At 32.6% G+C, this 15,004-nt stretch carries 17 protein-coding genes; 7 read left to right on the forward strand and 10 right to left on the reverse strand.

Translation table 11 applies throughout. The annotated features are described in order from the left end of the window. Positions 1–3 precede the first annotated feature (3 nt). The gene (locus H6622_07500) at positions 4–942 is read left to right on the forward strand and encodes a calcium/sodium antiporter (GenBank protein ID MCB9061350.1); all 939 of its coding nucleotides are present in this window, start codon (positions 4–6) and stop codon (positions 940–942) included. A gap of 26 nt (positions 943–968) precedes the next feature. Here H6622_07500 and H6622_07505 read toward each other — a convergent pair whose 3' ends face one another. Next, positions 969–1,937, reverse strand: a complete 969-nt coding sequence (locus tag H6622_07505) for a hypothetical protein (protein ID MCB9061351.1) — start codon at positions 1,935–1,937, stop codon at positions 969–971. A gap of 261 nt (positions 1,938–2,198) precedes the next feature. On the opposite strand from H6622_07505, the gene H6622_07510 reads away from it, so the two are divergent. Further along, entirely contained in the window at positions 2,199–3,473 is a 1,275-nt protein-coding gene (locus tag H6622_07510) for a HAMP domain-containing histidine kinase (protein ID MCB9061352.1), read from the forward strand. Between the two features lie 9 nt (positions 3,474–3,482). Here H6622_07510 and H6622_07515 read toward each other — a convergent pair whose 3' ends face one another. The 8 genes from H6622_07515 to pal all read right to left on the reverse strand — a co-directional run bounded on the left by H6622_07515 (position 3,483) and on the right by pal (position 9,304). Beyond that, on the reverse strand, positions 3,483–3,665 hold the full coding sequence (locus H6622_07515) for a hypothetical protein (protein MCB9061353.1): 183 nt from the start codon (positions 3,663–3,665) through the stop codon (positions 3,483–3,485). Between the two features lie 74 nt (positions 3,666–3,739). Then, positions 3,740–4,189 (reverse strand): SsrA-binding protein SmpB, encoded by a 450-nt coding sequence (gene smpB / locus H6622_07520; GenBank protein ID MCB9061354.1) that lies wholly within the window; start codon positions 4,187–4,189, stop codon positions 3,740–3,742. Then, positions 4,179–4,964: a ribosomal RNA small subunit methyltransferase A gene (gene rsmA / locus H6622_07525; protein MCB9061355.1), complete on the reverse strand. Its 786-nt coding sequence runs from the start codon at positions 4,962–4,964 to the stop codon at positions 4,179–4,181. Before rsmA ends, smpB begins: the two co-directional genes overlap by 11 nt. Then, positions 4,942–6,036 carry a tRNA (adenosine(37)-N6)-threonylcarbamoyltransferase complex transferase subunit TsaD gene (gene tsaD, locus H6622_07530; GenBank protein ID MCB9061356.1) on the reverse strand — a complete coding sequence of 365 codons (1,095 nt, stop codon included), beginning with the start codon at positions 6,034–6,036 and terminating at the stop codon, positions 4,942–4,944. The genes rsmA and tsaD overlap by 23 nt, the downstream gene beginning before the upstream one ends. Positions 6,037–6,113: 77 nt before the next feature. Continuing rightward, positions 6,114–7,688 carry a hypothetical protein gene (locus tag H6622_07535; protein MCB9061357.1) on the reverse strand — a complete coding sequence of 525 codons (1,575 nt, stop codon included), beginning with the start codon at positions 7,686–7,688 and terminating at the stop codon, positions 6,114–6,116. Next, positions 7,688–8,452 carry a tetratricopeptide repeat protein gene (locus tag H6622_07540; protein ID MCB9061358.1) on the reverse strand — a complete coding sequence of 255 codons (765 nt, stop codon included), beginning with the start codon at positions 8,450–8,452 and terminating at the stop codon, positions 7,688–7,690. Before H6622_07540 ends, H6622_07535 begins: the two co-directional genes overlap by 1 nt. Before the next feature lie 25 nt (positions 8,453–8,477). Continuing rightward, positions 8,478–8,783, reverse strand: a complete 306-nt coding sequence (locus tag H6622_07545) for a hypothetical protein (protein MCB9061359.1) — start codon at positions 8,781–8,783, stop codon at positions 8,478–8,480. 8 nt (positions 8,784–8,791) lie between these two features. Next, on the reverse strand, positions 8,792–9,304 hold the full coding sequence (pal, locus tag H6622_07550; GenBank protein MCB9061360.1) for a peptidoglycan-associated lipoprotein Pal: 513 nt from the start codon (positions 9,302–9,304) through the stop codon (positions 8,792–8,794). A 113-nt stretch (positions 9,305–9,417) separates the two neighbouring features. On the opposite strand from pal, the gene H6622_07555 reads away from it, so the two are divergent. Genes H6622_07555 through H6622_07570 form a run of 4 tightly spaced genes read left to right on the forward strand, consistent with a single transcriptional unit; the run spans position 9,418 to position 13,350 of the window. Further along, the gene (locus H6622_07555; protein MCB9061361.1) at positions 9,418–12,171 is read left to right on the forward strand and encodes a hypothetical protein; all 2,754 of its coding nucleotides are present in this window, start codon (positions 9,418–9,420) and stop codon (positions 12,169–12,171) included. Positions 12,172–12,175: 4 nt separating this feature from the next. Further along, on the forward strand, positions 12,176–12,760 hold the full coding sequence (locus H6622_07560; protein ID MCB9061362.1) for a sigma-70 family RNA polymerase sigma factor: 585 nt from the start codon (positions 12,176–12,178) through the stop codon (positions 12,758–12,760). After that, positions 12,757–13,044 (forward strand): hypothetical protein, encoded by a 288-nt coding sequence (locus H6622_07565; protein MCB9061363.1) that lies wholly within the window; start codon positions 12,757–12,759, stop codon positions 13,042–13,044. Before H6622_07560 ends, H6622_07565 begins: the two co-directional genes overlap by 4 nt. Before the next feature lie 21 nt (positions 13,045–13,065). Then, positions 13,066–13,350 carry a hypothetical protein gene (locus H6622_07570; protein ID MCB9061364.1) on the forward strand — a complete coding sequence of 95 codons (285 nt, stop codon included), beginning with the start codon at positions 13,066–13,068 and terminating at the stop codon, positions 13,348–13,350. Here H6622_07570 and H6622_07575 read toward each other — a convergent pair whose 3' ends face one another. Beyond that, a complete protein-coding gene (locus H6622_07575) occupies positions 13,351–13,857 on the reverse strand; it encodes a hypothetical protein (GenBank protein MCB9061365.1) in 507 nt (168 codons plus the stop codon). A gap of 171 nt (positions 13,858–14,028) precedes the next feature. On the opposite strand from H6622_07575, the gene H6622_07580 reads away from it, so the two are divergent. Beyond that, positions 14,029–14,940, forward strand: coding sequence for a radical SAM protein (locus tag H6622_07580; GenBank protein ID MCB9061366.1), 912 nt, complete (start codon positions 14,029–14,031; stop codon positions 14,938–14,940). Positions 14,941–15,004: the final 64 nt, after the last annotated feature.

Consider the following 15,004-nt stretch of genomic DNA (forward strand, 5'->3'; position numbering starts at 1 on the left):
ACCATGTGGTTAGATATATTTTTTCTTATTGTGTCAGTTGTCACCTTGTATTGGGGGGCCGAATTTACGCTTAACTCTGCCGAAAAGATTGGTCTTTATTTTGGAATTCCTCCACTCATAATTGGTCTAGTTCTCATCGGTTTTGGTACTTCTTTACCTGAATTTTTTGTATCACAGGTTGCCATGTATAGAGGTTCATCTGGAATTGCCATCGGAAACATTGTTGGATCAAATGTTGCAAATATCTATTTAATTCTAGGAATTTCAGGGATCTTGGCCCCACTCTATATTTCAGGTACAAAAATTAGAAATCAGTTTTTTATTCATTTGGCCCTTACTGTTCTACTTTATTTTGTGGTGAAAATTAAAGACTTTGGATTAACATCAGGAACAGTCCTCATTACTTTTTTTATATTCTTTTTAATTTATACTTATTTTCAGATCCGTAAAGATAGACACCTCCATCCGAGGGACGAAAGCATAGTTGTAGATTTCAAAACAATACTCCTACTCGTCATTGGTCTTTCATTCCTTTATGGAGGAGGGGAGCTGCTTGTAAGTTCTGGTTCAAAAATTGGAATCTATTTAGGCGTATCAGAATATGTCATCTCTGTCGTATTTATCGCCTTTGGAACAAGTTTTCCAGAACTTGTCACTGCTGTTATGGCATGTGTTAAAAAGAAAAATACAGACCTCATCACGGGAAATATTATTGGATCAAATATTTTCAATGTTGCTTTTGTAATGGGAAGTTTAGGTTTGTACGAATTTAAAATTGATCAGGATCTTCGTCCTGAAATTTACCTACTACTTTTAGCATCCATTTTCTTTATTATATTGAATCTTTTGAAATTACGAATACATCGAGTTGCAGGTGGGATTTTCTTAATATTTTACGTGATTATAGTTTTACATTGGACTAAGGTTATATCCATACTTTAAAAGTCTTCATAGCTTTTTTAAAATTTTTACTTAGAAAATAATTTTCCTAGCTTGAAACTCTTTGTAAAAAAACTTTCACAAGTCGGCGCAAATGCCACAGGAACGTTATTTTTTCTTAAAATTGCAATCAATTCATTTTTGTACTTTAAGACGACTTTATGAGGCAAAAGCGAAGATTGGGCCGCAGGGACTTCTGGCTGGAGCAGATAGGCCTGAAACTCATCAATAATGACATCTTCTCCTTCATATATAGCACCTAATGCATCTCGAACTAATTGCCTTTCTGAATCCGTTAGTTTTTTATGCCAAAAATTCTTTATGATGTTTTTATAATTAATATTTGTTTCAAAAAGAGCATGATTAACCTCATGTCCAAATGTATCCATTGAAAGACCAACGATATTAAAGGCAATTAAATAAAAATTTCCATCAGGATGAGTATCCATAAGATTATCAAGTATTGGTTTAAATACTTTCTCTTCCTCATATAATGAGTAGTCATTTTGTTGGGCGAGTTGATAAAATTTATTTATTTGAGATCCTTTTAAATTTAAACCTCTTGCCGCTTCCATTGATTCATGAAGGAAAAGTGAATGACTTGGGGGGAGCTCTCCCTTTTTTACACCTGGCCCACCGTCGTTGAAAAGAGAAGTTCTGATCAAAGTTTTATTCATGTGAAGCCTTGAATAAAAAAGTGCTGCATATACATTTTTTAATTGTTCGACAGGTCTGACTTCAACAAAGTAACTAAGAACATGTCTTTCTCTATCAGTCATGTCACCATTTGCAGCAAGAAATTTACCAAATTCAGAGTTTTCATCTAGCATTGATGAATTAACTTCACCCTTTACTTTCGATGCCCACTGTCCAACAGCTTCACTATCTAATTTTAAATCTTCGCTATTATATCTCAATTGTCTTGGATGAGGTGAAGATGCATACGTCATTGTTGAAAATAGAGCTGAAAAAAGCATAATTTTTCTAAAATGAGTCATATTTGTCACCAGTCCTATAAAGTAAATGATTATTTCGAGGCCCATTTAGCTGTTAAAAGGTAGTTCAGTCAAAAGTTAAATCTTAATCCGATAATAAATGTAGAGTATTAAATTAATTTTACTTAATACTGTTAAGAACTTTTTTAATAGTTCAAAAATTCATCCATATATAAAAATGCTAAGAACATACCTGAATAAAAGAGTTTGCTATATGTGCTATTACTTAATAAAATGGGATTAAATTCCGATACCTAGACTAAGATGAACATTGATAAACAAATATATGAACGAGAAAGAATAAAACTTCTTTACAAGAAGAATCATATTACATTAGGTCTAGCTTTTTTTGCTTCTGTAATATTTTTTATAATGTTCAAAAGCAGATTAGATTTAGTAGGTCTCATTATTATCTTTGTTCCCTATAACTTTTTTACATTTTTACGCTCAATCGCATGCAAAAAATTTTGGGACAGAGATGATGAAAATAAAATAAAAGACTATTTTAAGTGGGAAAAACTATTTGTTATGCTCACTCTTGCATCAGGATTAAGTTTTGCTTTAATGACGTTTTGGTGTTTTGCCAAAGGTGATTATCTAGGACAGTTATTTTGTATTGCCATGACTTTGGGCTATAGTGCAGGAGCAAACAATGCTTATGGAGCGTCTTTGCCAACAATTATGTCATATTCTGTTCCAACCTTAATGACGCTAATTTTTTGTTTGATTATTAATGGTGGCGAAAAAGTCCACACGATACTTTCTGTTATGACTTTGTTATTTTTGTTAAATAATATTAGAAGTGCAAAATCAATAACTGACCTTATTCGAAGTGAAGTGGAATATCGTTTTAAAAGTATTCATTCTTCAAGATTAGGTGCTCTTGCAGAGATGGCCGCAGGGATGGCCCATGAGATTAATAATCCACTCACAGTTATTAATGGACAAATATCTGCTTTTGCTAAAGTAATTGGTGCAGAAGATGAAGAGAACAGAAAAAGATTAGATAAAATTCTAGTGAATATTAAAAAAATAACGACCATCATAAATGGTTTAAAAAATTATTCAAAAGATATATCAGAAGAAAGCTTTGAGAATATTTCAGTTGATGAATTACTACGAAGAACAATTAGTGCCTGTAAACCTAGAATAAATAGCAGCAATATAAAAATTGAAATTGAAGATTTTCCAAAAGATATTAAAATAAATGGAAGAAGTTTTGAACTTAATCAAGCAATCGTTAATATCGTTAATAATGCAATTGATGCTGCCGAAAATACTGAAGAAAAATGGATTAAGGTTTACCATAAATTGAAAGGTCGACAAATCATTGTCTATATAGAGGATAGTGGGAACGGTATACCTGCTCACATTTACGAGAATATGACATCACCATTTTTTACAACAAAAGAAGTTGGGCAAGGAACAGGATTGGGTCTTTCAACTGCCATTGGCATTATTGAGTCTCATGGTGGTGAATTAAGATATCTTCCTGATAAAAAAAATACTGTTTTTACTTTTTCACTTCCAATTGTTTAAATCTTATTTTTACTTCACACAGATTCCATTTCTACAAGAAAGACCTTGTTTACATTCTTCACTATCACCGCAGATTTCACCTTCGCTTTTAATAGTTCTGCAAACTCCATCAATTCCTACTTCATTGTCTTTACAACACTTGGCCCTTTGAATAGTTTGATTATTTATTTTTTCATTCCAAAATAGACACATGTTTTCAATTGCGTTTACTAGAATTAAAATAAAGTCAAGAATGAAGCTGCAAGCAGTGGACGAAATAAAGATGACTAATCGAAAATTCCTCTTTGTAATTTTCTGTTAATATCTTTTTCCTTCTCACTTTCTCTTTTATCATGAAGTTTTTTTCCTTTCGCAAGTGCAATTTCAATTTTTACAAATGAGTTTTTGAAATAAATGATTGTCGGAACAATTGTCATCGATCCTGCCTTCATTGCATGTGAAAGTTTTACGATTTCTTTAGTATGAAGTAGAAGCTTTCTTGTTCTATTTTCTTGATGATTATTGATATTTCCGAATTCATATTGAGGAATAAGCATATTATAAATCCACATCTCTCCATTTGAATCGATTCCAACATGAGATTCCGATATAGATCCTTTTCCTTTTCTTAACGATTTTACTTCAGTTCCCTTAAGTTGAATTCCCGCCTCTAATTTTTCAGATAAAAAATAGTCATAGCTGGCCCGTTTGTTTTTGGCGATAATTTTAATTCCCATGAACAACTTCTTTAAATAGTTTATATACTTCTGATAACTCTAATGTTTCGGCCCTACGAGTACGATCAATTCCCGAACTCTCTAATGACCTATCCACATCTTTAGACAAATAGGATTGTGATAACACTTTTCCTAGTTGTTTTCTTTTGAACTTATACAAATTTCTTACAAAAACTTCAAACTCTTTTAAGTTGGCCAGAGGAATTTCTGGAGTTTCTTTTCTTTCGAATGAAACAACAATACTATCAACTTTTGGGGGAGGTATAAAAGCACCAGGTTTTACAATGAGAAGTTTTTTACATTCAAAAAAGGTATTTGTCATTGCATAAAGAGAATTCCCATTTTTTTCACCCTTTGGATTGGCCAAGACTTTTTCTCCAACTTCTTTTTGAAACATTAATGTCATATAACGAATCTTTGGATATTTTAAAAAACGCATCAAAAGGACCGTAGATACATTATAAGGAAGGTTAGACACAAGCCACGAATCCTCAGATAATATTTGATTAAAGTCAAATAAAGTAGCATCACTTAAAAATATACGATTTTCATCAACCCATTCTTTTAAAAGCTCAGGAAATCTATAATCTTTTTCAATGACGTAAAAGGGAAGACTGTGGACAGAGAGTGATTTCGTTAAAATACCAGGACCAGGTCCAACTTCAATAATGCTTTTTGCTTTTTGACAAAAATCATTTGTGATTTTAGAAATCACATTTTGATCTTTTAGAAAATGCTGACCTAAGTTTTTATTAGCGTAGGGAAGTTTGCTCAATTTTATTTCTCTTTGAAGTTTCTAATATTGTTTTATCTAGATATCTCCCTCTCGCATCGATTGATAGACACTCTGGAAAAGATATTGCTTTGTCTTTAGTTATTAAAGCATAATTGGCTATCATGGCCCCGTTATCTGTGCAAAATTTGGGGGAAACAAAATAGGTATTAGAAAACGAGGTACCTAACTCATTTCTTAAAGCAGAGTTACAGGCAACTCCTCCTCCTACGACGATTTGTAAATTATAAAATCCTCTAGACTGAGCTATTTTTATTGCATAGTTAAGTTTTAAAGATAACGCTTTAACAATAGCATTTTGATAGGAAGCACATAAGTCTTTATGTTTTTGTTCTAAAATCCTACTTTGAGGAATTCGTAAAGACTCGTCTTTTTGAAGTAAATTTCTGAGTGCAGATTTGACTCCAGAATAGCTAAGACTACAGTCTTTAGAGTATTGAAGTCCTATTGGAAACTGAAATGCTAGAGGATCTCCTTCTTTGGCAATTTCATCAATTTTCCTTCCTGCAGGATATCCAAGACCTAAAAGCTTTCCCCCTTTGTCAAATGCTTCACCGGGAGCATCATCAATTGTACTTCCTAATATTTCAAAATCAGTAGGTGATTTTACTAATGCAAAAAGCCCATGGCCTCCACTGACAAGTAAACCAAGATAGGGATAGACAATATTTTCTGTCAGATGGATTGCTTCTAAATGAGCAAAAAGGTGGTTTACTGCACGGATGGGTATTTCATAAAGGAGTGATAAAGACTTGGCCGTATTTAATCCTGTTAATAATGGCCCTAGAAGTCCCGGAAGAGTTGTGACTCCTATAAGGTTAATATCTCTTGTATTAACGCCAGCAATTTTAAAGGTATTTTCCAACAATGGATTTATCTTTTCGAGATGATTTCTGGCCGCAATTTCTGGAACAACTCCACCCCATTTCTCTAAAAGTAATTCTTGAGAAAAACTCTTATGGGCCAAAATTTCAGGTCTTTCTTGCGAGTCTTCTGCCCTTAAAATACAGACAGAAGTATCATCACAGCTTGTTTCTATTCCTAGGACTAGCATCTTTTTTCCTAATTATTTTTTTCTGGAGACTTATTAACACACATGGATAAAAATTAAAATCCATAAATAAAAAACGATCATTTTGTTTGAGGACATGATACTCTTTTCATCATTTTATCAACATATTCAGTATTTAGACTTCCATTGCTGTACCATTCAGGTGATTGATCAGGGTTATGACAGCTCAGACATTTATCTCTAGTTACTTTTTTAGATGACTTAGCTTGAAGATCCTTCATATGATCAGCTGTTATCTCATGACAATTTAAACATTGAACATTGGCATATTTGAAATTGATATTGTAATTTTCATCAATATTTTTCCAAATTTTGTTCAGTTCAATTAATTTTAGGGGCGACTGATCACGAATAGGGCCTTCAAGTTTAGATGTTATCGCCAAGTTTACTTCTTTTAGATACTCTTCAACCAAAATATCATCATGTGGTTCTAGCTGAACAATTTCTTTCGTTTGTTGAAATCCATCCACTTTTTCAAATCCGAGCGAATGACAGCCAATACATTTTGAATTGAACTCTTCTTTATTTTTTGCCAGAGTGATGAATGCTAAAGAATGAGGAGTTTGCTGCCAGTGTTTTGCTTGATTTTCATGACATTTTAGACATGATATAGAGGTTGGAATATTTTCTTTTCGTTTCGTATGGACTGGTTGTAAGGATAATCCTTGTTCTTTCATTCTTATTTCATTTAATTTCGCCTTATGAGTTGGGAGAAATAATTGAATTGGATCATCTAGAGATAAAAAATCCTTCAATTCTTCTCTTATTTCATGTGATTTGAATGTGTCACTATTTTTATCTTTAGATGAACTTATGCTCACTTCTCCTATATGATGATTACGAGATAGAACTTGTACAATTCTAGTCTTGCCTTCCTCGTAGGGAAATGTAGTGAAACTTTGAGTATGAGCTCCTAGAATCCAATCGATCTGAGGAAAAGTTTTGGCAAGCGAGCTATCTTTTTTTATTCCACTATGAGAAATTACAATCAAGCGATGAAATGGATTTTTTTCATCATATCCATTTTTTTTAATGATTTGCAGACCATCTTTTATTCCTTTTTCAACTGGATAAAACAATTCTTGATAATTCATGAGTACATCTGGATCTGTGACACCTAAAAAATAAATACTTTGCATTCCTGTTTTTATCAAATACCACTTTTTATGAGAATATTTTGCAGTTTTTAAATTTGAAAGAAGAACGCTTATTTGAGTCTCCTTGAAAAGATTAAAATATTCATCAATCCCAAGAGCAAGGTCTTGATCTCCAGGAACTGTAAGCTTCAAACCTAGATCACTTAATATTTTTGCCAATTGTTGTGCATTATATTTCGAACTTTCTCTCACTTGCAGTGGTAAAACTGCACTATCAAAAAATGTGTCACCAGCATCAACATAAAAAATATTTTTAGATTGAATTAATTTTTTATGAAAACCGGCAACTTGTGGAATTCCCCCTAGAGGAAAATGTCTGCAACCACAAGGGTGAGTTTCACCATTTATATTCCCAGAGAAAATGAAGGCCAGATCTTTTTCATTAGAGGGAATAAAAAAAGAGTCTTGATCTAATTTCGATATGAACCAAGAGCAAGATGTGAAAAAAAAGAGGTTTAAAAAAAGTATGAATTTCATCATAATTTTTTCAATTCATCTTTCGCATTCTTTGCTGAACTAGATTTAGGATATTTCGAAATGAGTTCGTTGAAAGTTTGTTTAGCTTGTTCTTTTTGTCCTTTTTTAACAAAAGATCTTCCTAAATAAAGAAGTCCATTTTTTACATAACTTTCTTTAGGATATTCTGTATACAATCGTGACATATATACTAGGGCATCATCATAACGTTTTTGGATATAGGCGATCATTCCAAGGTTGTGAATAATTCTTGCCTTACGATTTCCAGAAATATCTTTGTTCCCTAATAGACTTTCTAATTGTGTTCTAGCAGTGGTGTATTGGCCTTTCTTATAGTTTGCCATGGCCGTATTGTAGGGAGAAGAATCATTATTAGAACTTGCATTTGTTATTTTACTAAGTTTTGAAAGTACTTCTTTTATAAACTTCTGATTTGCTTCTAACTGTGTCTTTAATTCAAGAACATTTGATTTCATAAGTTCATGATTTTCTTCTAGTACTTTTAGCCTAGAATCCAATTGTTCTTCTTTTTCACTTTGTGACATTTGCAGCTCATGGCCAGTTTCTTCAACTTGGCCTTGCATTTTAGCAATCTGGTGTTCAAGTTCTTGAAGCTTGGCCGTTGAGTTTCCTGCAAGTTTCTGATTTTCAACAATTTGAACTGCAAGTTGATCCACAATTTTATCTCTCTGAATTTCTTCTTGAGTCTTACATGAAAATAGAATTAATAATGATAGAGGGATTATTTTTGATGTTTTACGCATATAGAAAGTTCCTTAGAAAAATTGACTAGTAATTTTCTAATGTTTCTTTTCTTTTGGCAATAAATTCAGCACGCTCTGAAAATTTACGTGATAATTCTGCGTACTGTTTTGCTTTGTTGAAAAATTTTCGTCGGTAAGAAGATTTGGCCTTAAGATAGTAAGTTTCGGCCTTTCGATATAAACCAGGTGACCGAACTTGTGCGTCACTTTTTTGAGCGGCCAAAAATGCGGCCGCTGCGAGACTCATTTCAAGTTTGGGGCGTACTTCCGTTAGACCACACGCCCCAAGATAGAAACCTAATACCAAATAAAGTAAAGATTTCTTTACCATTCTATATATTACTTTGCAGTAATAACAAAATTAGCTCTTCTGTTTTTTGACCAAGAATCTTCTTGATGGCCAAATGCAACAGGTCTTTCTTTTCCAAATGAAATAATTGATGTTCTTTTTGAAGCTACACCAAGTGAAGTAAGGTAATCTTGAACGGCCTTAGCTCTTTTTTCACCAAGCGCTAAGTTATATTGAACAGAGCCTCTTTCATCACAATGACCCTCAATTTGTACTTCAACTGATGAATAATTATTCATGAATTCAGCATTTGCTTTAAGTGAAGATTTTGTAGAATCTGTTAGCACTGCTGAATCAAAAGCAAAATAGACTGATTGCAAACTACCGGCCTTGCCAGTATCAGAATCTCCGCTAACTTCAAAATCCATTGCCTGTTGTGCGTTGTCGACACCTGTCACTTCATCAGATCCACCCGTCTTTTTTTCCGATGATCCACACCCAGTTAAAACGATGGATATCAATAATGCTATTGGCAGGGCCAATTTTTTTGGTGAAAAAACCATTAGTAACTCCTTTAGTTTTTGCTATTATCTTATATAAAATAATCTAGAAATACTATAATTTATTATTCGGGTTAGTGCCAGACCTTATTATTGAAAAGTTAAAAAGGATTTTTATGCTCTTAAAATTTAATATTCTAATTTACTTTCTTATATTTTCTTTAAAATCCTTAGCATTTGGCCCAGGTAATAAAAAAATAGTTACGGATATTATTTCTTTCGATACAAAATACGGAAAGACTGAAATTCATTTGAACTTAAGGGAATCTGAAAAGATATACCGGAATAAAATCAAAAGAATAATTCAAGAGAAATATCCACTTCTCATCAATTATTTTAAACATGCACCCAATTCACCAGTAAATTTATTTTATACAGACGAGTCAAATTCAGCAAACGGTTTTGCGACGCCTTTTCCGGGAAATATTGTAGGAATGAATGAATTTCCTCCATATGGAAATTCATCCTTAATGTCTATGAGTGATTGGTTAGAGTCCTTAATCGTTCATGAACTTACCCATATACTCCATCTAGATCAAACTAGAGGCTATACTAAGGTCTTAACATTTCTATTGGGAAGTGCTGGTAAAGCACCTTCTGGAATTGTTCCAAGATGGTTTACAGAGGGAATTGCTGTTTGGGCCGAAACTCATTTTTCTCCAGGAGGCAGGGCCAAGTCACAATGGTTAACGACTCAGATCAAAGAAAAAATTCAAAGGGGAGGCTTTTGTGAAACAATTGATTGTATTGCAGATCCTGGAAAACATCCACATGGATCCAATGCCTACTGGACTGGTGGGATATTTCTTTCAAGTTTAGAAAAAAAATGGCCAGGTTTTATCTCGTGTGTAACTAACCAAGCTGTCGGAAGATTTCCGGGATTTTTAAATGGTGCTTTTGAGACATGTAACCCAAAAGGGATGAACGCTACTCATTTATTTGAACAGTTTATTATGGGAATAAAAGCGCAGGGAAAGCTAGAAGAAAAAGAAATTAAAAAAAATGAAGTTTATTTTCAAGACTTCATCAATCTCGACTGGGAAAAAGGTTTATCTCTCAAAGGAAATCATATTTTTTACGCCAAAGATACTGAATTGGCCGATGAACTTTGGATGCTTAATTTAAAAGATGGAACACAGACTCAAATTGATATAGATAGATCTCTACAGTATTTACCGCCAGCGTCTTCAATATTTGAGTCCCACGCTATCGCTTTAGGAGAAGAGAGAGAAGATCAAACTGTTCTCATATGGAGACTTATCAATTCAGCGGGAAATATCTCAACTCTAGATTTAGAAGAGCAGAAAGGTCATCTGTATTTCATGCAAACTCCATCTAAAGAAATTATTAGCTTGGATTTATCTGATAATAATTGGGTTGTTTATAAAAATGGGAAAGAATACAGCGCTTTCAGCAAACTTTTTTCAGTAAATTCTCCTATCGGATTTACCTATAAAGGAGAAGAAGGATTTGTCTTTAAGACTTATGAGAATGAAAAACACATTATAATGTTTTTTGGTCTAAAATCAAAAAAATTGAAATCTATTTTTAAATACGAAGATGAATTATCCATTTCTGGACTTTGTTCTGATACTCTTGTTGTTTTCTCAAAAAATAATATGATCGGTATTGATCAAAGTGGAGGGAAAACGTCAAAATCTCTTGAAAGAGAGATTCTTTGGGCGGGAGTTGATAAGAATCTCATCAGCATTATTTATACCGATCACCCATCTTTCGTGGAAGTAAATAATGCGAAATGTCATAACTACCTTGGTACAACTGCTCTTAAAATAGGACCTCTAGAAAATAAACATTCTAAGACCTCTAAAATTAAAACCGAAAGTGTTAGTTACCCAAGATTTTCACAATTTTTACCTAAGTATTGGATACCCTCTATCACTTATTTATATGATGAAATTATCCTATCAGCTCTAACATCTATAAATGATCCAATGAATTATTTTTCAATGAATTTTCAAGTTGATCATCTTTCTGATCAATCTGAAACAGGAGGACTTGTAAATCTAAGTTACAGAATTAAAAATGATTGGTTTTTTTCTCTCGAAACTCACAAAGGATTTTCTTACGATGATTTACTAGGAAAATTCAGAGAAAACAGATTAAATACGGCCCAAATTTTATATAAAACTGAACACGACCGTTTTGTTGCCAATTATATACTAAGCTATAATAATCAAAAAAGTAGTGATGCTTTCGATAATTTTCAAAATGATTATTTTGATGCAATTTTTAGCTATCATATCGATGGCCATCGAAGAGATAATTTCTGGATGTTTTCAAATATTACATTTTATAATTCATATACAAAAAGTGACAGTACTGACAATTTTTATACATTTAGAGCAAGAAATGAAAATAGATTTAATCTCTTTAGAGATTTATCATTAAATGTTGAGTTGGCCTATTCAAGAATGAATAAAAAAACAACTGCAGGTGGTCTAGTATATGGAGGGATCACAAGCTATGGAACAGAAACTTTCCATAATTTTGTGGGGGTACCATATTTGGGTCTTCTTGGAAATGAACTGTCTACAGGAGATTTGAAATTTCGATATGATTTTCTAGATATTTATCATTCATCAGGATTTGTTCCATTCTTCTTTAAAGATGTTGCTATCCTTGCAGGCAGTAGTGCAGCTCATACCGACTATCTAATTACGAATTCAGTCTTCAAAAAAAATACTTCTGTTTATTCTTACTATGTTGGTTTTCAACTTAGAGTAACAATGTTTTACAATATTGACATGATTATCGAATCTTATAGTACAAAGTTATTAGATGAAAACTTTGAAAAAATTCCAAATGCGGAACAACTCTTTTTAATTAAACTCGGTTCTTCTAGATTTTAAAAAAATGAATTTAAACGATCAAAACTTTATTAATAATTTAAAAAACCGGCAGCAATACGCTGTAGAGTATATAGTCCATGAATATCATAAAATATTAACTAATGCTGCTTACGGACAAAAATTTTCAGACAAAGAAGTTGAAGATGTAGTTCAAGCTACATGGCAGGCCTTTTTCGAGTCCATTGGAAAATTTGAAGGTCGATCTCACATTAGAACATTTCTCTTTGGGATTTTTTACAACAAATGCAAAGAAAGATGGCGTGATAATAAGAAATATGTGACCCTTGAGGAATTTGATACAATCGTAGACAGTTCATACAATAAAGATGGACATTGGACATATGAACCCAAAGATCCAGAAACACTTGTAAACGCTGGACAAATATTTGAAAAGATTGAAGAATGCATGGATGGACTTGCTCCTAAACAACGGCTGGCATTTCATTTAAAAGAAGTTGTAGGAGAATCAACATTAGAGATCTGTAATATTCTAGGCGTTAGTGACACTAACCTTAGAGTTTTGTTATATAGAGGAAAAAATAGACTAAGGAAGTGTTTGGAAGGTTATTCAATAAACAGCACATTATGAAATATATAAGAATTTTAGTTACTAAATTCATTCATCAACTTATTCCACATTCTATACTCAGTGGATGTGAAAAACATTCAGTTAATATCGCAAATTTTGAAGATCTTTCTTTTTTGAAAAGGGCCAAAATTAATGTCCATCTGTGGTTGTGTTATAAGTGCTATTGTTATGCTAAGCAATTGAAGTTGATCGAAAAAACTGTGTCGGAAGGGTACCGAATTAAATCTACAAAAATTGACGATAAATTTGAAAAAGAAATCATTCAAAAATACACTAAAAATTAACTTTAAGGGATGAATTTACCTATGAAAACTTGGTTTGTAATTTGCTTATTATCGACTTCAGCAGTTCAAGCAATAAATTATTGTGCTCCTTTTAAAAGACTTAATACAAAAGGTGCAAAAACCATAAATCCATATAGAACAGATGAGGGAGTACTGCATTCAAAAAAAATAGTCCCATTAAACAAAGACGTGGATGAATTTCTTAGCACTCTTAATAATGGTGAATCTATATGTCTAGAAGGAACAATCATTTATGAATATAAGAGTCAGGCCATTTTGGCATTCGGAGCATATAAAAATGAGTAACTAATCAATTCTTTTAAAGTCGGCCTCAATTGTGTTTTCATCAACAAACTCAGTTCTTCTTCCATCCGCAGTTTGTGTATAATATTGAGTACTCGGACTCCTTCTGATAAAGACTGTTCTTATTCTACCACCACCGGGTCCAACATAGTATTTCTCTGTAGATTCTCCAATTAAAGCTACAAACCATGAAATCATAACTAAAATAGGATTTTGTTGCCAGTAAGAGATAGTTGCTAAAAAGGCCACTAAAATTCTTGGAGCAAAAATCCAACCTAACCACCAAAAGATACCTCCACTGAGGACACTAGAAAAAAGCAAAGTCAGACGTGGAAATAAGGTGATAAATATGAGAAAGGCCAGACCATGATTTTGCCAATAGTCAGCATTTCCAAGAACAATCTGAGGGTGAAGAGAGAGCAAAGCTGTAAATAGTGAAATAAAACCAAAGACAGTTAAAATCTGAATAAGTACGTTTTGTTTAAATAATTCATTTAGTATATTTTTCATGAGCTTAAGTTGGTATGTATCATAATTATGTCAAGGTCTGTCTTTCAAAATAAAGTAATTTAAACTAGTTATATTGTTAAATTTTAAAGATAACTTTTTATAATGAATTGCCTCTATCGAAAAAAAACAATATCTTTATTACTATTTCAAATTTGGTATGAATAGGCATTTATGATTAACTTTCCTATAAACTACATTGGTCGTATCTATAGACCTCCCTCAGAGGCCAGAAGTTTTCTTCTCCAAGTAACTATTGGTTGCTCTCACAATAAGTGTACGTACTGTGCCATGTATAGAGATAAGAATTATCAAGTTCGAGATCTCTCTGAAATCTTAAGAGACATCGAAAAGACAAAAAAATATTTTAAATCAATAAATATTGAACCAGAGAAAATTTTTTTGTGTGACGGAGATGCACTTGGAGCACCTTTTGATATTCTAAAAGAAGTTTTAATCAAAATAAATGAGACATTCCCAAATATAAAAAGAGTTGGAATTTATGCGACAGCTCAAAATATGCTTGATAAAACTAATGATGAACTTAAAAAACTAAGTGAACTTAATTTAAAAATTGCCTATCTTGGAATGGAAAGTGGTTGTGACAGAGTTCTACATTCAATCGTTAAGGGGAATTTATCAGATGATATGGTGAACGGAACCAAAAAACTGAAAGATTCAGGTTGGCAGGTTTCAATCATTGCAATGCTTGGAATAGGAGGAAAAAAATATTCTGAATCACATGTAAATGAAACCGCAAATATAATCTCTCAAATTTCTCCTGACTTTTTTTCTTTTTTAACAACTGTAGTAATTCCTGGTACTCCTATAAGTAGACTACTTGAAAGAGGATCTTTTGAGCAATTGTCCACACGAGAATTATTTTCAGAAATGAAGAATATAATTGAAAAAACAAATCCAAGAGAGGATAAAAATATAATATTTAGAGCAAACCACGTATCAAATATGATGCCTCTTGCTGGAATTTTACCTAGAGACAGGATTAAACTTGTATCAATAATTGAATCTTGGATCAAACAAACACCAATAGATCACTTTCCAAAGATTGATCCTCATCAAATGTAACAAGAAATGCACTGCAAATTGAGAGTTATTTAGAAAGATTATAGTATTAAATTTCCTCACCAAA

The organism is Halobacteriovoraceae bacterium, assembly GCA_020635115.1.
GTDB lineage: Bacteria > Bdellovibrionota > Bacteriovoracia > Bacteriovoracales > Bacteriovoracaceae > JACKAK01.

Coding starts and splice junctions, on each gene's coding strand:
- H6622_07500 (MCB9061350.1), top strand. CDS start 4: ATGTGGTTAGATATATTTTTTCTTATTGTGTCAGTTGTCACCTTGTAT.
- H6622_07505 (MCB9061351.1), bottom strand. CDS start 1,937: ATGACTCATTTTAGAAAAATTATGCTTTTTTCAGCTCTATTTTCAACA.
- H6622_07510 (MCB9061352.1), top strand. CDS start 2,199: ATGAACATTGATAAACAAATATATGAACGAGAAAGAATAAAACTTCTT.
- H6622_07515 (MCB9061353.1), bottom strand. CDS start 3,665: ATGTGTCTATTTTGGAATGAAAAAATAAATAATCAAACTATTCAAAGG.
- smpB (MCB9061354.1), bottom strand. CDS start 4,189: ATGGGAATTAAAATTATCGCCAAAAACAAACGGGCCAGCTATGACTAT.
- tsaD (MCB9061356.1), bottom strand. CDS start 6,036: ATGCTAGTCCTAGGAATAGAAACAAGCTGTGATGATACTTCTGTCTGT.
- H6622_07535 (MCB9061357.1), bottom strand. CDS start 7,688: ATGAAATTCATACTTTTTTTAAACCTCTTTTTTTTCACATCTTGCTCT.
- H6622_07540 (MCB9061358.1), bottom strand. CDS start 8,452: ATGCGTAAAACATCAAAAATAATCCCTCTATCATTATTAATTCTATTT.
- H6622_07545 (MCB9061359.1), bottom strand. CDS start 8,783: ATGGTAAAGAAATCTTTACTTTATTTGGTATTAGGTTTCTATCTTGGG.
- pal (MCB9061360.1), bottom strand. CDS start 9,304: ATGGTTTTTTCACCAAAAAAATTGGCCCTGCCAATAGCATTATTGATA.
- H6622_07555 (MCB9061361.1), top strand. CDS start 9,418: ATGCTCTTAAAATTTAATATTCTAATTTACTTTCTTATATTTTCTTTA.
- H6622_07560 (MCB9061362.1), top strand. CDS start 12,176: ATGAATTTAAACGATCAAAACTTTATTAATAATTTAAAAAACCGGCAG.
- H6622_07565 (MCB9061363.1), top strand. CDS start 12,757: ATGAAATATATAAGAATTTTAGTTACTAAATTCATTCATCAACTTATT.
- H6622_07570 (MCB9061364.1), top strand. CDS start 13,066: ATGAAAACTTGGTTTGTAATTTGCTTATTATCGACTTCAGCAGTTCAA.
- H6622_07575 (MCB9061365.1), bottom strand. CDS start 13,857: ATGAAAAATATACTAAATGAATTATTTAAACAAAACGTACTTATTCAG.
- H6622_07580 (MCB9061366.1), top strand. CDS start 14,029: ATGATTAACTTTCCTATAAACTACATTGGTCGTATCTATAGACCTCCC.